The sequence below is a fragment of the Micromonospora yongxingensis genome (assembly GCF_052601155.1).
In genome coordinates, this window is sequence record NZ_JBQXEO010000013.1 from 1 (window position 1) to 21,497 (window position 21,497).

14 protein-coding genes, 1 pseudogene and 1 riboswitch are annotated in these 21,497 nt (G+C 69.5%); of the genes and pseudogenes, 5 read left to right on the plus strand and 10 right to left on the minus strand.

Going from position 1 to position 21,497, the window contains the following annotated elements:
- Window positions 1-9: 9 nt before the first annotated feature.
- Window positions 10-879, minus strand: a complete 870-nt coding sequence (locus ACTWLT_RS17170) for a hypothetical protein (protein WP_445319251.1) — start codon at window positions 877-879, stop codon at window positions 10-12.
- Window positions 880-1,597: 718 nt separating this feature from the next.
- Between ACTWLT_RS17170 and ACTWLT_RS17175 the strand changes: the two genes are divergently transcribed.
- Both ACTWLT_RS17175 and ACTWLT_RS17180 read left to right on the plus strand, forming a co-directional pair.
- Entirely contained in the window at window positions 1,598-2,485 is an 888-nt protein-coding gene (locus tag ACTWLT_RS17175) for a hypothetical protein (protein ID WP_445319252.1), read from the plus strand.
- A complete protein-coding gene (locus tag ACTWLT_RS17180) occupies window positions 2,478-3,482 on the plus strand; it encodes a TRM11 family SAM-dependent methyltransferase (protein ID WP_445319253.1) in 1,005 nt (334 codons plus the stop codon). The genes ACTWLT_RS17175 and ACTWLT_RS17180 overlap by 8 nt, the downstream gene beginning before the upstream one ends.
- Here the strand turns inward: ACTWLT_RS17180 and ACTWLT_RS17185 are convergent.
- The 3 genes from ACTWLT_RS17185 to ACTWLT_RS17195 all read right to left on the minus strand — a co-directional run bounded on the left by ACTWLT_RS17185 (window position 3,433) and on the right by ACTWLT_RS17195 (window position 6,722).
- The gene (locus ACTWLT_RS17185; RefSeq protein ID WP_445319254.1) at window positions 3,433-4,035 is read right to left on the minus strand and encodes a hypothetical protein; all 603 of its coding nucleotides are present in this window, start codon (window positions 4,033-4,035) and stop codon (window positions 3,433-3,435) included. The two genes, ACTWLT_RS17180 and ACTWLT_RS17185, sit on opposite strands and share 50 nt — an antisense overlap.
- A 27-nt stretch (window positions 4,036-4,062) precedes the next feature.
- Window positions 4,063-4,183, minus strand: a riboswitch (SAM riboswitch).
- Window positions 4,184-4,541: 358 nt separating this feature from the next.
- Window positions 4,542-5,381, minus strand: coding sequence for an oxidoreductase (locus ACTWLT_RS17190; protein WP_252414203.1), 840 nt, complete (start codon window positions 5,379-5,381; stop codon window positions 4,542-4,544).
- A 795-nt stretch (window positions 5,382-6,176) separates the two neighbouring features.
- Entirely contained in the window at window positions 6,177-6,722 is a 546-nt protein-coding gene (locus tag ACTWLT_RS17195; protein WP_445319255.1) for a TetR/AcrR family transcriptional regulator, read from the minus strand.
- Between the two features lie 178 nt (window positions 6,723-6,900).
- Between ACTWLT_RS17195 and ACTWLT_RS17200 the strand changes: the two genes are divergently transcribed.
- The gene (locus ACTWLT_RS17200) at window positions 6,901-7,785 is read left to right on the plus strand and encodes an oxidoreductase (protein WP_252414201.1); all 885 of its coding nucleotides are present in this window, start codon (window positions 6,901-6,903) and stop codon (window positions 7,783-7,785) included.
- 110 nt (window positions 7,786-7,895) lie between these two features.
- On the opposite strand, the pseudogene ACTWLT_RS17205 reads toward ACTWLT_RS17200, so the two are convergent.
- Window positions 7,896-8,012 (minus strand): annotated as a pseudogene (locus ACTWLT_RS17205) (IS5/IS1182 family transposase); the annotation flags it as partial.
- Window positions 8,013-8,126: 114 nt separating this feature from the next.
- On the opposite strand from ACTWLT_RS17205, the gene ACTWLT_RS17210 reads away from it, so the two are divergent.
- A complete protein-coding gene (locus ACTWLT_RS17210) occupies window positions 8,127-10,229 on the plus strand; it encodes an AfsR/SARP family transcriptional regulator (protein WP_445319256.1) in 2,103 nt (700 codons plus the stop codon).
- 146 nt (window positions 10,230-10,375) lie between these two features.
- Complete coding sequence (locus tag ACTWLT_RS17215) at window positions 10,376-11,794, plus strand: FAD-binding oxidoreductase (RefSeq protein ID WP_445319257.1); 1,419 nt, start codon at window positions 10,376-10,378, stop codon at window positions 11,792-11,794.
- 269 nt (window positions 11,795-12,063) lie between these two features.
- Here ACTWLT_RS17215 and ACTWLT_RS17220 read toward each other — a convergent pair whose 3' ends face one another.
- The 5 genes from ACTWLT_RS17220 to ACTWLT_RS17240 form a co-directional block, all read right to left on the minus strand.
- Complete coding sequence (locus ACTWLT_RS17220) at window positions 12,064-13,248, minus strand: sugar phosphate isomerase/epimerase family protein (protein ID WP_445319258.1); 1,185 nt, start codon at window positions 13,246-13,248, stop codon at window positions 12,064-12,066.
- A gap of 138 nt (window positions 13,249-13,386) precedes the next feature.
- The gene (locus tag ACTWLT_RS17225) at window positions 13,387-16,839 is read right to left on the minus strand and encodes a ThuA domain-containing protein (RefSeq protein WP_445319259.1); all 3,453 of its coding nucleotides are present in this window, start codon (window positions 16,837-16,839) and stop codon (window positions 13,387-13,389) included.
- A 259-nt stretch (window positions 16,840-17,098) separates the two neighbouring features.
- Entirely contained in the window at window positions 17,099-18,043 is a 945-nt protein-coding gene (locus tag ACTWLT_RS17230; protein ID WP_445319260.1) for a sugar phosphate isomerase/epimerase family protein, read from the minus strand.
- A 19-nt stretch (window positions 18,044-18,062) separates the two neighbouring features.
- Window positions 18,063-20,168: a PQQ-dependent sugar dehydrogenase gene (locus ACTWLT_RS17235; protein WP_445319261.1), complete on the minus strand. Its 2,106-nt coding sequence runs from the start codon at window positions 20,166-20,168 to the stop codon at window positions 18,063-18,065.
- 696 nt (window positions 20,169-20,864) lie between these two features.
- The gene (locus tag ACTWLT_RS17240) at window positions 20,865-21,491 is read right to left on the minus strand and encodes a TetR/AcrR family transcriptional regulator (RefSeq protein ID WP_445319262.1); all 627 of its coding nucleotides are present in this window, start codon (window positions 21,489-21,491) and stop codon (window positions 20,865-20,867) included.
- Window positions 21,492-21,497 lie beyond the last annotated feature (6 nt).

The following is a 21,497-nucleotide window of genomic DNA, read 5'->3' on the forward strand; positions in this document are numbered from 1 at the left end:
TCACGCAGGTCAGGCAACTGCCGCTCTCGCCGCCTCCGTCCGCCTCTGGGAGGCGGCGGCGAGGCCGGTGCGAGTCTTCGTGCGGTGTACGGACCGGCTCTGCAGGTACTCGCGTGCCTTCGGGGACACGACGCTAGTGAGTAGCCCCTTCGCGAGGGCGTCGGCGAGGCGTTCGTCGATGCCGTTCATGCGCTTGCGTAGGGCGTCGACGGTGATGCCCAGGCGCGCGGCGATAGGTTCGATCGCCCGTCGACCCAACCGCAGATCGATGTAGGGCTCAAGGTCGGTGTGCTCGAGCAGGCCGAGTCGCGCAGCGCGGCGCACGAGGAGGTCAGGGTGGCCGTACGGGACGTGCGGGGTACGGGGTCCGGTGACGTGCTCGACGTCCTCGACGGGCACCGCGGAGCCGGCGCGCTGGCGCAACTCGTGCCCGGCCCGCCAGGCCGCCATGCACAACGCCGCATACGGGGCGGGCTTGGCCAGGTCGACGCGGTCGCGCAGCGCGGTGAGGAAACCGGTGAGGATTTCCGCGTCGAGGTCGGCGCCGTCACCGGACCAACCAGAATGAAGGCGGCCGGCGTGACGCCGCAGCGCGGGCATCGCCATCGCCACCGCCACAACCACCCAGGACGGGCCGTCGAGGCGGGCACGGCGCACCAGGTCCCGCCACACCGCGTCCCGCGCCGCGTAGGCACGGGGACGATCCAGGAGCCAGTCACGCAGCGCCGGGAGTGTCATGACACCGGCCGGAAGGCCGGTGTCGGGTCCGAGAGCGTCCATGTCGAGTGTCATCGGCTGGGGGCCGGTCGTCAGCGCCGTGAAGGCGGCGTCGACAGCGTCCAGCGGGGAGTCGGGCCAGTCCTGCTCGGACACGCTCATGTCCACACTCCATGTCAGAGAAAGTCGTCGAGGATCCGCTGGGCGCGTTCGCCTAGGCGTGATGGCACCGATTGCGCCACGACAACCTCACGGCCCTCTGACAGCGCAGGCCATAATCTCGGCGACGCGCTGTCCGCGCCGGCCCGACCACCTGACGACACCCGGCGCCGGCCTTGACGGCGGTCTGACAAACCGCCGCTGACCTGCGAGTAGATACCTGCATGTCGCTGTTGGCGGGCCCGGTGTCGTCAGGCCTGGGGAGCCCGGTCGAGCTCGCCATGAGCGTCTGACAGTGGCCTGACGGACGAGCGGGCCACCGCGACTGCGTCTGACAGCTGCCCACTGTCAGACAGCCTCGGTCGGACAGCGACGCGGGTGGCACCCCTGTCGGTCACGGCGACACCCCGGCCACGGACCGCGGCTGGCAGTGACACCGTCCCGGATGACACGACGCCGCGGCGCTGTCCTCGCCGACATGGCATGACAGCGCGCGCGCCGCGCGGGCATCTGTCACGGAGCGGGCCACGCTCTGTCAGTGCCGGCCACGCCGGTGCGGCGCTGCTCTGACAGCACCGGGGCGACCGACGTCGCGGACCGCGACAGTGCTCCGCAGACGGCACTGTCAGTCCTCTGTCAGATCGAGGGGTCTCCGCTAGAGCTGACAAGCGCCGGTTTGAGGATGTCAGCGCACCACGGCGCGGCGCGGAGCCGACACCACATGAGCGAGCACACGCCGCACCGCCCCGACCCTGCCCGCCCGGCCGACCCGCACGATGTCGACCCGACCCTGATCGACCTGATCGCCGGCGACCCGCCGGTGCCGGTCACCGTGTGGCGCACCGCCCGTACCGAGACCGACGCCGGCCGCAGCGTCGGCGCCCGACTGGCCTACCGGCTCGTGGCCGCCTACAGCCGCCCCGGTGAGGTGGTCGTCGACCTTACCGGCGACCACGCCCTGGCAGCCGTCTGCCGCACGGGCGGCCGCCGGCACCACCCGGGCTGGTTCACCGACGCGTCCAGCCTGATCATCGGACCCGCCACTCCGCCGGGCCGCCCCGACCCAGCCACCCTCTCCCACGACGGCGACCTGCCGGACATGAGCGCCTGGTTCGGTGACGACCTCACCGACACCGACCTGCCCAGCGCCACGGCCCCCGCCGCACCCAATTCCGCATCCCTGGCTGAGGCGACCAGCCTGGTCGTAGCCAGCTGGCCCCTCGACCCCACCGACACGACCAACCGGATCCGGCTGGCGTGGCTACTGACCGCCTGCGCCAGGCTGCTGTGCCCCGGCGGCTGCCTCGTCCTCGTCGTCACCGTCCCCACCACCAGTTCCCAGCCCGAGGACTTCACCCCGGTCGCCACCGCCGCCGCGTCGGTCGGCCTGGGCTACCTGCAGCACATCGTCGCCGTCGCTGCGGACACCGACGGCGACGCGTTCGTCTACCACCTCACCGACGAGGAACTGCTCACCCTCGCCCAGCAGGCCGGCGAGCAGGACTGGGCGGTGTCGCACCTGCGGGTGCACGCCGACCTGCTCGTCTTCAGCCAGCACCACATCTCCGCACCCCACGCCCGGCGGAAGGGTGGTGGCAACCGTGGCTGAGTATTCCCACCACTCCGGCCCGGACGAGCCGATCCCGACCGGCGCCGCCAGCGGACAGCATCGCACCTACGAGGGCCGCCACCGAGCCGACGGCGAACGGCACATTGACGGTCTGTCGGTGTGGGCCACCGCCCAACAGACAGGTCCGGTGCAACGCCGCGGCCGGTACGTGGCCGAGTCCGTCAAGCACCCTGCCCGGATGCTCCCAGCGATCGCCGCCCACGCCGTGCACGCCTACACCCAGCCCGGCGACCTCGTGCTCGACCCAATGTGCGGGATCGGCACGACCCTCGTCGAGACCGTGCACGCCGGCCGCGACGCCATCGGCGTGGAGTACGAATCTCGCTGGTCCGACATCGCTGATGCGAACATCAGCCACGCCCACACCCAGGGCGCCACCGGCCGCGGCTCCGTCCTTCGCGGTGACGCCACCCGGCTGCGGTCCCTGCTACCGGCCGCACTCACCGGACAGGTCGCCCTCGTGGTCACCTCACCGCCGTACGGGCCTACCGTCCACGGCCTTGTCCGGCCCGGCATCGACGGGGTGGCGAAGTTCGACAACGCCTACAACGACGGCACCGACAAGGGCAACCTCGCGTACCGCGACCTCACCGGCCTCACCGACGGGTTCGCGCAGATCCTCGCCGGCTGCGCCGACCTGCTGCGCCCCGGCGGCACCGTGGTGGTCACCGCCCGGCCGTGGCGCAAAAACGGTCAGCTTGTCGACCTGCCCTCCGCCGTCATCGCCGCCGGCGTCCGCGCGGGCCTGGTACCGACCGAGCGGTGCGTGGCCCTCCTGGCGGCAGTCCGCGACGGGCAGCTCGTTGCCCGACCGTCGTTCTTCCAACTCCAAGCCGTACGGAAGGCACGCGCTGCCGGTAGCCCGCTGCACCTGATCACCCACGAGGATGTCCTGATCTTCACAAAGGTCCTGCCCGGACCGGCGATCAACGAGCGGTGGACAGGAACTCGGTCTGGGCCTGCCGGAGGCTGCTGAGGTCGTGGGGGACCGGCATGACGCCGTAGCGGTCGAAAGCGTCGACGCTCGCTCCGAGCGAGGGCGGCCATCTTCGCTGCCACTCGGTCAGCGGCACGCTCGAAGCGGCCACGCGAAGTGGCTCGGCGAGCCGGTCGAACTCCACCTGCTGCCACTCGCGCAGCCCGTTGCAACGCCGCACGGAGGCCACCAGCGAGGCGGCGACCTCGGTGGTCGTGGCCGTCTGCGGCTGGACCACGTCGCCGTTCATGAGCGAGTGCCGGCCCAGCGGCAGTGCGGCGCGGTGGCCGTACCGTTCCCCGACGACCTGCGAGACGTGTCGGCAGGTTTCGCAGGCCAGCCACGACCACCGGGTTCGGGTGGTCACCGTGTCTCGGACGCACAACACGCACAGGTCGAGGTCACTTGAGATGTCCTGCCCCTGCCACTGCTGCTCCCACTCCGGCGTACGCGGCTGGCAGCGGCACCGCTGCCCGCGCGGCGCGCCATCGCGGAGGTGCCCGCAGGCCAGGCAGACCGCGAAAGCAGCCAGGTCCAGCTCTCCGAATGGCACGGTGAACTCGCCTTCCGGTGCCCGAGGCACCCGCTCTTGCCGTACCGCAGCTTGCGGCCGGCCTGGTCTTCCCCCGGAGGCACCGTGCGCGGGTGGCGCGGTTGCCGGGTCAGCAAGCCGGGAGGCTTGACGCTGACCACTCTTGACGCCCAGGAGCATAAAGATCAGCGATGTCGAGAGCAACCCGGGCAACACATGACGGAGACCTGAGCCGACGGCGGTCGGCGATGGCCGAACTATCCGTCGGCGGTGATTCGGAGCCGGGCAAGCAGGTCGGCGACTTCCCGGGTCAGCTCATGATCTGGGGTACGCCAACCGCGCCACCGGGTCATCCAAACCCAGAGGCCGACCGCGTTGTGGGGCATGGTCAGGCGCTCGGCGTTCCTGCGGCCGGACGTACAGAGCACGTCCGGCCGCAGGAACGCGGAAACCTAGACCGGGAGTCCGACAACCCCGGCCCGGCAGTAGGAATCAAGCCGGCCAGGCTCAGCCACACGCACAGCGTGTCAGGACGCTGCGGTCGACCGGCTCAGCTCTTCCCAAGCGGTCAGGTCGGCTAGACGCGATTCGAGCTCGGCGCGGAGCCCGTCGACCGCGTCACCACCCAGCGCGAGTCGAAGGGGCGGATTGTCGCTGTCAACCGCGGTGACAATGGCAGCCGCGGCCTTGGCGGGGTCGCCTTCCTCGGAGCCTTGCATCGCGTTGACGTAGCTGCGGAACGCCCCGGCGGTCCCACTGTAGGCGTCGATGACCGATGACTCGGTCTTGTTGCTGTTGATCTGGGTGCGGAATGATCCCGGTTCCACCATCAGGACTCGCACCCCAAGTGGGGCGACTTCTCCCGCCAGTGTCTGTGACAAGCCTTCCAGGGCGAACTTTCCGGCATGGTAGGCCCCGAAGGCATGGAAGCTTGTCTGTCCACCCATCGAGCTCATCTGCACGATCGTTCCGCTGCCCCGCTCGCGCATACTTGGCAGTACAGCCTTCGTTGTCTCGGCGGCGCCGAAGAACAGAACCTCCATCTGCTCGCGCAGCTGTTGCATGGTGATTTCCTCGACGGCGCCCATCATGAGGAATCCGGCGTTGTTGACAAGGACGTCGATCCGGCCGAATAGTGCCAGCGTCGACTTTACCGCGACCTGAATCGAGTCGGGATCGGTGACGTCCAGAGCGCAGGTGCTGACCTGCCCGTTGCCGAGATCGGCAAGGTCTTGAAGAGTTTCGGGACGGCGCGCTGTCGCCATCACCCGGTCACCCGCCGCCACTGCGGCGCGCACAATCTCACGGCCGAAACCGCTTGAGCATCCTGTAATAAGCCACACGCGGCCCTGGGTCTGATCTGTCATGTCTTTGCTTCCTGATCGGTGCCGGTTCTCTGTAACTGCTTGCGAGAACCATCCTCACCACCGGCGCGCGGATCGTCCAACACTCGCTTCCTGTAGCAGTTACAGGCTGCTCCTGTGACCCCCACTGAGCTGGGTAAAGTGCGCTACTTTCTTGCCCTGGCACGCGCAATAGGTCTCATATTGGCGGCTGCCCTGGTGATTCCCCCAGCGCGCCGCCCGTTCCCGACGCCCGCAGCGCTGGATCGCGCCGAGCAGGTCGTCGCAACCATGGGACAAGCCGTACGTGGCGAGGTCGGCTAACCCGGAGTCCCATGGCGACCGACGCCCACCTCACCCTGACGCGCTTTCGACGAGGCGCCGATTTCATGGCAATGGAAAGCGACAACAGGATCAGACTGTGGCTGCGACAGCAAAAGGTTGTTGGACGCGGCAGACCTCTTTGAGGAGCATTTGTTGTGCCGGCCGCTGGACGGTTCAGGATGCCAAGGGGCGAGGCATGACGACCGAGAACTCCGGTTCGTGCCGGCTAATCAACTTGATGCCGGACACCGGGCCGGCGGGCCCCCGCGAAGGCTGCGCCAGCCACATGCGCGACGGTTGGTGGTGCCAGGCAACTGCGCCCTGGGCGTCGACACGGTCGACGGGCCGCACGCCCAATTCGAATCCGCAGGCCGACCCCATTGCCAAGAGCGCCTGCGGGGACAGGGCCCTGGCGTTCACCCGCCGCCAACAGCGTCGGGGCGGGTCGCCGCCGAGGTGTCCGCGCGGCTGCGCCTCCTCGGGCGCGGGCGAGGGTCAGGCTCTGCCGAGGCCGTTGAGGAACGTGTCCACGACGACGTCGGCCGCCTGCGGGGGCGCCAGGTCGGGGAACTGATGGGCAGCACTGGCCACCAGTTGGTCGAGGACCGCCCGCACCCATTCCAGGGGCACGTCCGAGCGCAGGAAGCCTTCATCGACGGCACGTTGGAGGAAGTCATTCAGCCGTTCGCTCTGGCCCTGACGCCGTTGGCGCGCGTCAGGGTTCTGCTGCATCAAGCGGGCCGTGTCGACCGGCCACTCACGGCTGACGGGGATGATGCCCTCCGCGTAGCGGTGCAGTGCGACCGGCACCGGCGCCTCCGTGAGTCGCGCCTCGTCTAGGACCTGTTCGGTGGAGTCGAGTTTCGCCTGGAATACGGCTGTGAGGAGGGCTTCCCGGCTGACGAAGCGCCGATGGACAGTGGTGCGGTCCACCCCCGCCGCGTTGGCGATGGCTGCCACGGACGTGCTCGGATCCTCAGCCAGCAGTCGGGCACCCGTGCGCAGGACCGCCGACAGATTGCGTGCGGCATCAGCTCTCATAGTCTCCCCGACCCTATCACTGCGGCGTTTTGAACGCCATCAGCGACTTCGCCGAAGTGACAGAGCCCGCTTGCCGCCACATGCCTGTGGCGTTTAGGCGGCGGAACCTCTACAGTGATAGAGCGCTTCTGCTGAGGCGGATACTCACACGTTCGTATGAAATTAGGAGTGGTACGCCATGCGACGGACTTGGTTGATCACCGGTGGTTCCCAGGGACTGGGGAAGGCGCTGACGGTTGCGGTGCTGGCTGCGGGTGACCAGGTCATGGTGACCTCGCGTCGGCCGGAGGTGCTGGCCGATCTGAAGGCCGAGCACCCGGAGCGGCTGGAGACCGTGGCGCTGGACGTCACGTCACCCTCCGAGGCCCGGAACGTGGTCGCGGCGGCGGTCGAGCGTTTCGGTTCCCTCGACGTGGTCGTGAACAACGCCGGTTACGCCACCAGCAATTCCTTGGAGGACTTCCCAGAGGATGAGTTGCGTGCGCAGATTGAGACGAACCTGTACGGCGTCATCAACGTGACCCGGGCGGCGCTGCCAGTCCTGCGAGGCCGGCGCTCGGGACACTTCGTACAGATCTCGTCCATCGGCGGCCGCGTCGGCGGCACTCCCGGACTCGGCGCGTACCAGACCGCGAAGTTCGGGGTTGAGGGCTTCTCCGAGGTCCTGGCGAACGAGGTGGCCCCGCTGGGCATCAAGGTGACCATCGTGGAGCCGGGCGGCATCCGTACCGGTTGGGCCGGGGGCGCGGCGCTGGCCTCCGGCAGTACCCAGGCCGACTACGAGCAGATCGTCGGACAGTGGCGAACCATGTTCGCCGACTACGCCGGCAACGAGCCGGGCGACCCCGCCCGCATGGCCCGAGCGATCATCGACGTCGTGGACTCCAAGGAGCCGCCGCGTCGGCTGCTGCTCGGCGGCGACGCCCTGGGGCTCGCGCTGGAGTCGGGCGAGAAACGGCTCGCGGAGGCCCGGCAGTGGGCCGATGTCAGCCGTTCCACGGACTACCCGGACGCGTCGGCGAGTGCTGCAGCGCAACCTGTCGAGATGACGCGGAATATCTGAGGAGGGGGCGAATCTCTGGATCATCAGACTGTCGACGCGCTACAGCAACAGTTTGCCGGGCTGAAGGACGTCCCGTACGAGTGGAGGCGTTGCCTGGCAAGGGCTGGGGGTCAGCCTGCCAGGATGATGTTGTGCGGGTGTGCGATGCCGGAAGCGGTGTCGGTCAATGTTCGGGCGGCGCGGTGGTAGTCGCGCAGGATCTTGAAGCACTTCATCCTTGCCAGGGTGTCCGCCCTGCGCGGGGGAAGCGGTCACCGCGACCGGCGGAGCAGCCGAGCCGGCGGGGCGTGCGTGGCTGTTTTCCGGCGAGCTGCCCGACAGGCGGTGGAGGGGGCACGAGCGTGGCTGCTGAGCGAGGACTTTGGCTCGCGGTGCTGGGTCCGGTACGAGCCTGGCGGGACGGACGGGAGATAGACCTCGGATCGCCGCAGCAACGGGCGGTCCTGGCGATCCTGCTGCTGAGCGATGGTGTGCAGGTCTCGTCCGAGACACTGGTCGACGGCGTATGGGGAGACGACCCGCCGCGTACGGCAGTCGGGACCGTACGGACCTACGTCTACCGGCTCCGGAAGGTGCTGGGCGGCGACGGGTCGCCCCTGGTCATCGAATCGGTCGCCGGTGGTTATGTCGTACGCGTTCCGGCCGAGGTCCTCGACCTCGGCATGTTCCGCCACCGGCTTGCGCAGGCCCAGAAGGCCCGACGCGCCGGTGACCTGGCGCGGGCGGCGACCGAACTGCGCGACGCCCTCGACCTGTGGCAGGGCACGCCGCTTGTGGGCATCAAGGGGTCCTTCGCCGACGGTCGCCGCACCGGCCTCCGGTCGCTGCAACTGGCCGCAATCGAGGGGCGGTTCGACCTCGACCTCCAGCTCGGCCGCCACGAACAGGTGGCCATCGAGTTGACCGAGCTGGTCGCGGAGCACCCCCTTCGTGAGCGGCTGCGCGAACTGCTCATGCTGGCGCTCTACCGGTCGGGTCAACAGGCCGAGGCGATAGACGTCTACCAGGACGCCCGGCGACTCCTCGCCGACGAGCTGGGCATCGACCCGGGACCGGCACTGCGCGACCTCTACCAGCGGATCCTCGCGGCGGACCGGGACCTGGACGCCGTGGCAGCCAATCCGCCGCCGTTGGACCAGCCGCTCTCGGCACCGTCCCAGCTTCCGCCGGACCTGCCGGACTTCACAGGACGCGCCGACCTCCTTGCCCGCGCCGTCCACCTGTTGACCCGCCCCGACGCGACCACGGTGCTCGGCGTTGACGGGCTGGCCGGGGTGGGCAAGACCGCCTTCGCCGTTCATCTGGCGCACGCGGTGCGAAACCACTTCCCCGACGGGCAAATCTACGTCGACCTAACCGACGAGGGCGGCCAGCCGGTCGGTCCGGGTCTGGTGCTGGAATTCCTGCTCCAGGCTTTCGGCGTCCCGCTCCGTGAGCTGCCGGACCTCGTCGGTCAGCGGGCGGCCCTCTGGCGGAGCATGCTTCGCGGCCGGCGGGTACTCGTCGTCCTGGACGACGTCCAGCACAGCGCCCAGGTTCGTGAGCTGCTGGCGATGTCACCCGGGTGCGCCATGGTCATCACCAGTCAGCGCCGACTTGTCGACCTGCCCAGCTCACACTGGCTGCGGCTCGACGTACTGGAGCCAGACGAGGCGTTGGCCCTCTTCGAGCGGGTCGCCGGCCGCGACCGGGTGAGCGACGACCTCGACATGGTGACCCGGCTGACGGGGAAGTTCTCGTACCTGCCGCTTCCGGTGCGGATGGCGGCCGCGCGACTCGCGAGCAGACCCCGGGGCAGCCTGGCCGCCGTCGAGCACTACCTGTACGTGGACAAGTACCTCAACGGTGATTCGGGTCAGCCGATGTTCGAGGACTGCCGGATCGCCGCCGCCCCGATCGAGCGGGCGTACCGGCGGCTGGACGACACGCTGGCCCGCGCCTTCCGGCTGATCGCCCTGGCCGATGCTCCGGACGTGTCGATCATGTCGGCGGCGGCGATCCTCGACGTCGAACCGAACACCGCGGTGGAGGCCCTCGAGTCCCTCGCCGACCTGCACCTGATCGAGCCCGACGGCTCACGCCGTTACCACTACCTCGGCCTGATCCGGCCCTGGGCGCGGCAGCGGGCGTTTTCCCAGGACGGCATCGCCGCCTGTGACGCGGCAGTCGCCAGGTATGTCGGTTTCCTGTTGGCCAGCGCGCGCAACGCCCTGGACACGGTCGGTGTGGTCGGGTCGGGGGTTCGGGTGCTCGACGTCGCTGGCCTCACCTTCCGCGACCGGGAGGCCGCCGGGAGGTGGCTGTCGGAGCGCCGCCGGCACCTGCTCACCGCGATCGACCAGGGCGAGGCTAACCCGACCGTGGCGCGGGCACTGCACCGGGAACTGGCGATGGTCGCGCAGGCGCTCCACGCCGACCCGGCGGCGCTACGCGCTGTCGTCTGACTGCCTGGTGGGAGGGTGGTCCAGTCACCGGGGCACCGCCGGCCGTGTCCACGCGTCGTCCATCAGTCGTAGATCACGCGATGGTGCGATCGCCCGGTCGCCGGATTCCTACAGGCGACGCGAAACCGATCGACCTTGGAGCGCACATGCCCACGCCATCTTCCCGGCCTGACGGGGTCCAGATTCAGCGCCACGAGGCGGACGAACTCGGTGCCGAGGTCACCGGAACCGTCTTCCTGCCCGGCGACGCCGGCTACGAGGGGGAGTGCGCCACGTACAACCTCGCCCACCCGCACCGCCCGGCCGTGGTGGTGGGGGCGGTCACCGCCGCGGACGTGCAGGCGGCGGTACGGTTCGCGGCGCGGCGGCGGCTGCCGGTTGCCGTCCTGGCCACCGGCCACGGAACGCCGATGGCCTCGGACGGGGCGGTGCTGATCGCCACCCGGCGGATGGACGCCGTCACCATTGACGAGGTGAACCGGGTTGCCCGGGTCCAGGCCGGCACCCGCTGGGAGCAGGTTGTGGCGGCGGCGGCGCCGTTCGGCCTGGCGCCGCTCAACGGTGCGTCCCCGACCGTCGGGGTGGTCGGCTACACGCTCGGTGGCGGGCTCGGCCCGTTGGGCCGCGCGTACGGGTACGCCTCCGACCGGGTACGCGCCATCGACCTGGTCACCGCCGACGGCGAGCTGCGCCAGGTGACCCCGTCGAGCGAGCCGGACCTGTTCTGGGCACTGCGCGGCGGGAAGGGGAACTTCGGCGTCGTCACCGCCCTCGAGTTCGACCTCGTACCGTTGCCGCATTTCTACGGCGGTGGTCTCTTCTTCCCCGGTGAGTACGCCCCGCAGGTGCTGAACGCCTGGCGGGAGTGGGTCGCGACGGTTCCGGACGAGATGACCTCCTCGGTCGCGTTGCTCCGGCTGCCGCCCCTGCCCGAGGTGCCCGAGCCGCTGCGGGGACGGTTGACCGTGCACGTCCGCATCGCGTATGCGGGCACCGCCGCCGACGCGGAGCCGTTGGTCGAGCCGCTGCGCGCGGCCGCCCCGAGCATCATCGACACGGTCGCCGAGATGCCGTACGCGGCGGTCGGTTCGATCCACGCCGACCCGCCCGCGCCGGTCCCCATGTATGACCGGTCCGCGCTGCTGCGGGAGTTCCCGGCCGAGGCGGTGGACGCCATCGTCGAGCTGGCCGGATCGGGCGCCAACTCTCCACTGGTGCTGGTCGAGATCCGGCACCTCGGCGGTGCCCTGGCGCGTCCCGGCGGGTCGCCGAGCGCGATCGACCACCACCAGCTTCCGTTCCTGTTCTACACCGTGGCCATCGCCGGCCCCGACCAGGCGACCGCGGTCGACACGTACGCCGCGAAGCTGCTCCAGAACCTGGCCCCGTGGGACAGCGGACGTCGTTTCGTCAACTTCCTCACCGCCGCCGACGCCACCGCCGAAGGTGTCCGTGGCGCCTACACCACCGCCACCTACGAGCGGCTGCGGGCGGTCAAGGCCAGCTACGACCCGGAGAACCTGTTCCGGGTGAACCAGAACATCGAGCCGCTGCCGAGCGCCTGACGGTTGCGCTGCGGGCCGCGTCCGTTCCTCCTCGGACGCGGCCCGCCCGCCGTCGAGCGAGAACCCGAGCCAGGTGCCGGGGTGAACCACGGCTCGCCGGGCGCCGGGGCCTCCTGAAGTGCTGTCAGTGCGGCTAGGAGCAGATCGAGATCCGCGCTGCTGGGTGACAGGTCGGGGTGGGGACCGGCGAGATGCTCGGTCCCCACCACCAGCCAGCCATCGGACTCGAAGTGCCACAGGATTGCGGGCGGGCGAATCTGTGGGAGTTGTCAGTAGCGCAGGGCGCGGAGGTTTGCGTAGCTGTCGCAGGCCGACGAGACGCCGTCCGGGCGGGGGCTGTCGTTCTCGGTCAGGTAGAAGCCGACGCCGCTCATCTGGCTGTAGGCGAAGATGCGGGCGAAGTCGATGGTGCCCTCGCCCACGTCGGCGAAGGAGCCGTCGGCGGCCATGTCCTTGACGTGGAACAGCGAGAACCGGCCCGGGTACTGCTTGATCAGCTCCACCGGATCGACGCCGACGCTGGCCGCCCAGTAGAGGTCGAGCTCCATCGCCACCAGGTTCGGGTCGGTCTCGCGGACCAGCACGTCGTAGCCGCGTACGCCGTTCTGGGCGGTGAACTCGAAGCCGTGGTTGTGGTAGGCGACGGTGATGCCGGCCTGCTTGAGCGTGGCGCCGACGGTGTTGAGGGTCACGGCCACCCTGGAGTAGTCGGCGAGGGTCCAGGAGCCCGATCCGGAGATGCGGACGTACTTCGCGCCGAACGCCTTGGCGTTGGCGATGACGCCGTCGAGGTTGTTTTGGAGGTCGCCGAGGCCGATCCCGATGGAGGGAACGGACAGTCCGGCGTCGGCCACCAGGGGCGCGAGCGCGGTGGCCGTCCTGCCGTAGAAGTTGTTGACCGCGCCCGAGGGTTCCGCGTTGCGGTAGCCGCACGCGGCGAGCGCGCCGAGGGTGGCTTCGGGTGCGTTCGACATGGTGGCCCGGACCGTGTAGAGGACGAGGCCGATGCGGTCGTCGGGTAGCGCGCGGGTCCCCGATGCCGGCTGCGGTGTGCCGATCTCGGAGCCGGCTGCCGCTCGTACGATGCTCGCCCTCTCCTGCGCTGTGAGGACGTCGTCCTGCCGGAGCGCGTTGGTCAGGCCGCTGACGGTGCGCACGAAGCTGCCGTGGTCGGCGAACGGAGCCTTCGCCCAGACGGCGTCCAGGATGGTGCACCCGTTGCCGAGGTCGCGGTTGGGTACGCCTGAGTCGGCGCCGCGGCCGAAGAAGACCGTGGACGAGGTGGTGTAGCCCCACGGGCAGAGGTCGGCGGCGACCTGTTCCGTGGCCGACGTGTCGGGTTCGGCGGCCGACGCCGGAGCCGCAATGAACGGCAGGAGTGTCGCTGCGAGCAACACGGCGAGGTGACGGGCTCGCGGTCGATGGTGGGACGGGCGGGCGGAGCTGACGTTCATCGTTTGTCTCCCGGAAGTCGCAGGGGCAGGTGGTCAGGCGACCGAGTGCAGCGCCACGGATGGCGGTTGCTGGAGGCTGTCGGGGCCGCGCCGGGTCGGTGGTGGCGGGGCGGCGTTCCGCCCCGCCACCGGTGACGCTCAGCTCACCGTCACGACCACGATCGAGGACGTCGTCGCCCCGACGCTGTCGGTGACGGTCAGTCGTGCCGTGTACGTGCCTCGACGGGCGTACGTGTGACTGGCAGACGCCCCGTGCACGACGGCTGAGTTGTCGCCGAAGTCCCACGCGTGATCCGTGATGGTGCGCCCGGCCGCAGGCGAGGCTGTCCCGGCGAAGGCGACCGCCAGCGGCGCGGTGCCGGTGGTGGGCGTGGCCGAGGCCGTAACCGTGGCGTCGGTCTGTTCGCGTACCCCGGCGCCGTTGAAACGCAGCCAGTCCAGCGCCATCAGGTCGGGGGTGCCACCCGTCTGGTTCGGGTTGAGGAAGACGAGGTAGAGGGTGGTCGTGCGGCCCGGATCGGTCAGCTCGACGGTGGGCGAGACGACGTTGTCCCAGCCGCCGGTGCCGCCGATGGTGGCCCGGCCGAGGAGCTGGCCGGTGGGGGAGTCGGCCCTGATCTCGATGTCGCCGCCGCTGCTGCCCGAGGCGACTCCGAAGGTGACCGAGTCGATGTTGCGGAGGTTGACCGGGCCGAAGTTGATCCACTCGCCGTTGTCGATGTCACCGATGCGCTTGCCGGCACTCGCTGTCGCGCGGTCGAGGACCTGGATGCCGCTCTGGCCGTCGAAGTGCTCGGCCTCCTTGCTCTTGGTCTGCAGCTCGGCCCGGGTCGAGCCGACCAGGTTCGGTGCCCCGTTCGCCCCGCCGTCGGTGTACTGCGCGGAGAGCAGCGTGTAGAGGTTCTGTCCCGGGCCGTGCCCGTCGCCGCCGTTGCTCTCGGTCACTGCCACCCCGGCGCACCCGACGTAGTTGTCCAGCGGGTGAGCGTGTGAGTCATGGCCGAGCTGGGTCTGCACGACCACCTTGGAGCAGTCGATGGTGCTCTCCTCCGGGTCGGTGACCGTCACCGTGTACGGGATGCGGTCACCGAAATCGAAGAAGGCCCCGTCGGGGACGCTGAGGGTCACCGTCGGGCGCGTGTTGCCGGCCGTGATCTCCTGTACGGCGACGGCGGTCTGCCCGTTGGTGGCGGTGACGGTGAGCCGGGCGGTGAAGCGCCCCGGTGTGCTGTAGGTGTGGCTGGGGTTGGCGGCGGTGGAGTCGACGCTGCCGTTGCCGTCGAAGTCCCAGGCGTAGGTGATGGCGGTGCCGTCCGGCCCGCTGGAGCCGGCGCTGGAGAAGGCGACGGTCAGTGGCGCCGGGCCGCTGTCCTTGTCGACGGCCAGCTTGGCCACCGGCGGCCGGCTGTTGGCGACGTAGTCGATGCGGTAGATGCCGGCGCCCTCGTTGCTGCCGCCGCGACCACTGCCGCTGCCCTCGCCGAAGTCGATGACGTAGAGGGAGCCGTCCGGCCCGAACTCCGCCTCGAACGGCTGGATCCACGACATGTTGCCGAGGATCCCGTTGATGGACTGCAGGTCACCGGGGTTGGTGGGACCGAAGCGGGGATCGCTGAACGTCTGGGCGGTGTCGTGGATCGACAGCGTCTTGAACCACCTGCGGGTCAGCTCGTAGACGATCCACTTGCCCTCGTAGTACTGGGGGAACTTCGTCAGCCGCTTGTTGGACGGGTCGTAGTCGTAGACGGGCCCGCTCATGGGGCCGCCGCCGCCCGTGCCCAGCTCCGGGAACTGCGGGGAGGCCGAGTAGGCGTACGAGACCAGAGCCGGCCGGGTTGCCGGGAGGTTGGTCAGGCCGGTGTTGTTGGGGGAGTCGTTGACCGGCGCGGCGCAGTCGAACGTCGGCCCCGAGGTGGCGGTGGCGAAGTCGTAGTCGTTGAACGGGATGTTGTTGCCGATGCAGTAGGGCCAGCCGTAGTTGCCGGCGCTGGTGATCCGGTTGAACTCGACCGTGCCCTCCGGCCCCCGGGCCGGGTTGGCGGACCGGGCGTCGGGGCCGTAGTCGGCGACGAGCAGCGCGTTCGTCTTCGAGTCGACGGTGATGCGGAACGGGTTCCGCATACCCATCGCATAGATCTCGGGCTTGGTGCGGGCCGTGCCCGGGGCGAACAGGTTGCCGTCGGGAATGGCGTACGTGCCGTTGGGCAGGGGCTTGATCCGCAGGATCTTGCCGCGCAGGTCGTTGGTGTTGCCGGCGGTGCCCTGGGCGTCGTATGCGCGACGGCCGGTCCGCTCGTCGATCGGGGTGAAGCCGCTGGACTCGAAGGGGTCGGTGTTGTCGCCGATCGCGGCGTACAGGTTGCCCTGTTGGTCCATCGTCACCGAGCCGCCCATGTGCGAGTTGGCGCGAGCCTCACCGCGCCAGGTCGGGATCGTGAGCAGGCGCTTCTCCGAGGCGAGGCTGACGCTGTCGCCGTCGACGGTGAAGCGGGACAGGTTCAGGTGCTTCTCCACCCGGTCGGACCAGAGCAGATAGAGCCAGTTGTTCCGGGCGAAGTGCCGGTCCAGAGTCATGCCGAGCAGGCCGTCGGACTGACTGGTCTGCGCCGGCGTGTAGGCGAAGTCCAGCAGCGTGGTGACCGCGAGGGTGTCCTGGTTGACGACCTTCAGCGCGCCGGTGCGCTCGATGTAGAAGACCCGGCGGTCGGGCGCCACCGCCAGTTCGAACGGGTCGGAGAGGTCCTGGTTGACCAGGGCGGTCCGCTCGAAGTTGGTGGTCTTGGTGGCGCCGCAGTCACCGGGGGCCGCGCCGGCGGCCCACTTGATGCCGCCCAGCAGGTGCGCGAGGAAGTCCGGCTCCTCAAACGACGAGGAGCTGTGCCCGCCGGCGGTGAACCAGGAGCGCCCGCCGTCGTAGTTCTGGCACCACGAGTAGGCATGGTCGGTGCCCTCGTCGAGCCCGGGAATGCCGTCGCGCACCTTGATCTGGGCGAGCGTGTGGACCTTGTCGGTGGGGTTGGTGCGCCAGTTGTACCACTCCTCGCTGCGCTCCCAGAGCTCCGGCAGGTCCTTCGTGGACGGGTGGGCGTGGTCGAGGACCTTGATCCGGCCCGGGAAGGTGCCGCCCGTGGCGGAGAAGTCCGGGTGCTGGTCGAAGATGGTCCCGACCAGGCCCTCGTACCAGGTCCAGTTCCGCTCGCTCGCCGACGCGGCGTGCAGGCCGACCCAGCCACCACCGTTACGGATGAATCTCTGCAGCGCGGCCCGCTGGTCGGCGTCGAGGAGGTCGCCGGACGCGGGGGTGGAGTTGGTGTTGTTGAACACGAGAGCGTCGAAGCGGGCGAGGTTGGCGTCGGTGAACGCGCCCGCGTCGGTGGTCGCCTCGACGGCGAATCCCTGTTGGTCGCCGAGCTGCCGGATGGCGGCGACGCCGGCCGGGATGGAGTCGTGGTAGAAGTTCGTGACCTTGGAGAAGACCAGCACCCGGAAATTGGCGGCGGTCGTAAATTCGGTAGCGGTCGCCGCGGTGCTCGGCAACAGGAGTGTGACGGCTGCGAGCAGGGCGAACAGTAGCGTGCGTTGGCGTCTCATACACGCGCTCCTTGTCGGGGACGGTGGTAAGAAAGCGCTTTCCACGTTTCCTGCACCCTATGAGATCAATTCCGAAGGGTCAATATTCCGGCCCCGCCTACATTGCGCCGGACGCGACGGTTTAAAGGCATGCCGATAACCACTCTCTCGAACGGAGAGAGTGGTTATCGGCAGTCAATTGAATGAAATGTCGGTCGGGCACCGGGGCCGGCAATTCCGGCCGGCCCCGGTGTCCGTCAGCACTCCTCTCGGAGGTATCTCAGAACCGCAGCTTGCGCAGGTAGCGGTAGCCGATCTCGGCCGTCTGCTGCGGTGTCACGTCGGGGGTGTCGTTCTCGACGATGTACTCCAGGACCGAGTGCTCGCGGAAGATCCGGGCGAAGTCGACCGTCCCGGTACCCAGGTCGGCCATGTCGCCGGTGGTCTCGTCCCGGTCCTTGACGTGGTACTGAAGGACGCGCTGCGGCGCGGAGCGGATGACGTCGAGGGTGAAGCCCTCGGGGTCCGCGACGCCGTCGCCGGAGTTGATGCCGCCGGTGACCGCCCAGTAGAGGTCGACCTCCAGGTGCACGAGTTTCGGGTCGAGTTCGGCGGTCAACACGTCCCACGGCCGCTTGCCGCCGCCCAGGTCGATGGTGAACTCGTGGGCGTGGTTGTGGTAGCCGTAGCGCAGGCCGGCCGCCCGCGCCGCGGCGGCCTCGACGTTCATCTGCTCCGCCCAGCGTTTCCAGTCGTCCATGCTCTCGGAGTACAGGTAGGGCACCACCATGAACTGCTGGCCCAGGGTGACCGCGTTCTGGACCTTCTGCTCCAGCTCCGCGGCAGTACCGCTGATCCCGTCGTGGCTGGAACTGGCACTGATGCCGATGCCGTCCAGGAACTGGCGCAGCTGGGCGGCGGTCCGACCGAAGTAGCCGAGCGCCAGCTCCACGCGCGGATATCCGAGCCGGGCCAGGTGGGTGAGGGTGGCGTCGTAGCCGGGCGCACCCCACAGGGCGTCGCGCACGGTCCACAGCTGGATGCTGATCAGACCCGGGGGTACGTGGTGCCGTCCGGTCCCGTGAGCGGTGGCCGACGCGGCCGTCGCGCCGAGGCCGGACGAGGCGAGCCCCACGCCGGCGGCGACGGCCAGCGTGCCGCGCAGCAGGCTGCGCCGGTCGACGGAGCGCCGCAGCGCGGCCATCCCATCATGTCCGTAACACATGGTCTCTCCTTCTCGAACGTTATGCGCTGGGAACGAGGACGACCTCGTCGGTGCCGGTCAGGGACGGCAGGCCGTCACCGCCGGGGTCGGTGTACGACGCGACGAACACCCCGGTCAGGTGGTCGGTCGCCGGGTCGTGACCGGACGGCACCGTCGTCTGGATCGAGCCGGTGCAGCCGTTCGCGGTGGTCTGCGGGTGTCCGTGGGTGTCGTGGCCGAGGATGTACGTGACGCTGACCCGGGAGCAGTCCACCGGCTGGTCGTCGGTCACCCGTACCTCGAACTGCACGGTGTCGCCGAAGGCGAAGGGCTGGCCCGCGACCGGCTTGACGAGCTCCACCACCGGCGGAGCGTTACCGACCACCACCCGCACCGACGCGGCGGCCGAAAGCCCACCCGGGTCGGTCACCCGCAGGGTGGCGTCGTAGAGCCCGTTGTCCCGGTACGTGAACGTCGGGTTCGCCGCGCGCGAGTCGACCTTGCCGTCGTTGTCGAAGTCCCACGCATACTTCAGCCGGTCGCCGTCGTAGTCCGTGGTGCCGTCGCTGGAGAACGTGACGGTCAGCGGCGCGAGCCCGGCGGTGGGCGTGGCCGAGACCTGCGGCACCGGAGTGTGGTTGCCCGTCCAACCCGTGTAGTCGATCCGGGCCAGCTGCGCGTCCGGGTTCTCACTGAAGTAGCCGTCGCCGTACTCCAGCACGTAGAGCGCCCCGTCCGGACCGAACTCCAGGTCCATCGGGTTGTCGAACGTGAACGACGGCAGCACCGGCTCGATTCCGGTCAGGTCGCCGCCGGCGTCCAGCCGCAGGCCCTTCACGTAGTCGCGGGTCCACTCGGCCAGGAGCGGGACGCCGTCGTAGTAGGCCGGCCACGCCACCGGCGCACGACCGTGCGTCCCTGGCGGGCTGAACTGGTACGCCGGCCCGGCCATCGGGCCGATGCCGCCAGTGCCCAACTCGGGGAACTGCGCCGACCGGCCGTAGGTGTACCACACCTGCGGCTGCGCCACCGGCGGCAGTTCCCGCAGGCCGGTGTTGTGCGGCGACTCGTTGACCGGCGCGGAGCAGTTGAACGGCGCCCCGGACACGCCCGTCGCGAAGTCGTAGTCGGTGTACGGCAGCGCCGCGGTGGCGCAGTAGGGCCACCCGTAGTTGCCGGCTTCGCGGGCGGCGAGCCACTTGCCGTGCCCGGCCGGCCCGCGCAGCGGGTCCGCCTGGCGCGCGTCCGGCGAGTAGTCGGCGACGTACAGGTCGCCGGTCTCGCGGTTCAGCTCGATCCGGAACGGGTTGCGCAGGCCCATCAGGTAGATCTCCGGACGGGTGCCGGCCGTGCCCTGCGGGAACAGGTTCCCGTCCGGGATGCTGTACCCGCCGTTGGCGCCGACCTTGATGCGCAAGATCTTGCCGCGCAGGTCGTTGGTGTTGGCCGAGGTGCGCTGCGCGTCGTACGCCGGGTTTCGGCCCGGGCGCTCGTCCAGCGGCGCGTAGCCACCGGACTCGAAGGGGTTGGTGTCGTCGCCGGTGGACAGGTACAGGTTGCCCTCGGCGTCGAAGCCGATGTCACCGCCGACGTGGCAGCAGATGCCCCGGTCGACCGGTACATCGAGGATCTGCTGCTCGGTGGTGAGGTCCAGCTTGTCCTTGACCAGCCGGAACCGGGACAGCCGGAGGGCGCCCTTGAACCTCGCGAAGTCCGCGGCGGTGCCCCAGGCCGGCGCGTCGCCCTCGTTGACGTTCGGCGTCGACGGGTCGTCGACCGGGGTGTTCATGGGTGGGGAGTAGTACAGGTAGACCCAGTTGTTGCCGGCCTTACCGAAGTTCGGGTCGATCGCGACGTTCTGCAGGCCCTCCTCGTCGTGCCGGTAGACGTTCAGGGTCGCGGCGACCGTGTTGCGGCCGGTGTCCGAGTCGTGCAGCCGGACCTCACCGGCGCGGGTCACGTGCAGCACCCGGCGGTCGGGCAGCACCGCGAGGTCCATCGGCTCGCCCGGGTTGTCGTTGAGGGTCACCTTCTGGAAGTCGCTCTCCGGCGGCGGGCTGGTCGGCGCGGCCGTCGCGACGGTGGGGGTGGCGACGAGCGCGATGGTCGTCAGACCCGCTACTGCGAGCGAGAGTCGTCTCTTCATCTGCCTCTCCTTGCTCGGGACTGGTCGGGGCAGGTCGAGGAAGCCAACAAACTCCTTGATGGACCTGTGCGGACATGGCTGAGTCGCCCGTCGCGACGCACGCCGCCACCGCGGCGTCGAGCAGGTTGCCGACGGCTCGGGGTTGCCTGGTCGAAAACGGGCGGAGGACACGGGTAGGGGACAGGTGCGGTCAGGTGTCGGCCGGCAGCCAGGGCCGCCGACGTCGCGGTTAACCGCGACGAAACACAATCGACCTGGCCGACGCTACAAAAGACATGTGCACGTGTCTATAACTTTCGGTCGGCTCAACCGAACTTTCGTCCGAGACGGACGAAAGTACCTCTTCATGCACGGATGTCGATGGAGTCGGCAGGCTCGTGCGCTGGTCAACCGCGAGCTGCGGGTGTGGGGAGCCGGTTCGGAGGGCGAGTGCCACCTGGCCCCCGAACCCTTTTCAACCTCCCTTGTGGTCTGGGGGGACCGCAAGGCCGGAGGCGGTGCGCGAGCGCCGCACGGCTCAGGTCGAAAGGTTCAGTGGTGTGTCGGGGCGACCTGTACGGTGCGGATCCGGCCGTAGTCACCGGCGAAGTGGCCGATGGGATCGGCTGTCGCGGCCCTGCCTCGACGCGGAACGGCCAGAGCCGCCGGCCGCCGAGCGCACCAACCCAGAGACCCCTCAGCGTACGGGTACCGGCCTCAACGAGTCTGTTCCGAGCTGTCTGGGCGGTCGACGCTGCCTGTCACCAGCTTGCGGGCAGCATGGCGGGCGCGGCGCTTGGTGGGCTCCAGCGCCTCGGCCGGGTCGCCGAAGATGCCCTCGGCGAGGAATGTGGCAAAGCCGTGCGCCGTGGCGCCGACCGCGTGGACGAGGTCGAACGCCTCGTCAGGGTCTTGAACGAGCTGCCCGGCGGGCTGGCTGAGCAGGCGCAGAACCCGGTCACCGGCCCGTGCCAGCCCAGGATGGAGCCGCTTGTTGAGGCCGGCGGCGAAAGTGATGTCAAACAGCGCCTTGCTGGTCGCGGCGAATTCCACATACGCGGCGGCGAAAGCGGCGAGCTGCTCGGCAGGGTCTTCCTCGACGGCCATCGCGCCGGAGAAGCACTCGTACTGCTGCTCGTAGCCGGCGCGCGCCAGCTCGGCCAAGAGTGCCTCTTTGTCCGCGAAGTGCTTGTACGGTGCCGCCACGCTGACACCGGCCCGGCGGCTCGCCTCAGCCAGGGTGAACCCCTGGGAACCCCGTTCGGCCACCAGTTCCAGAGCGGCGCTCAGGAGGGCTTTGCGCAGGTTACCGTGGTGGTGGCCGGTCGGGCGGTCAGATGGCATAGCCAA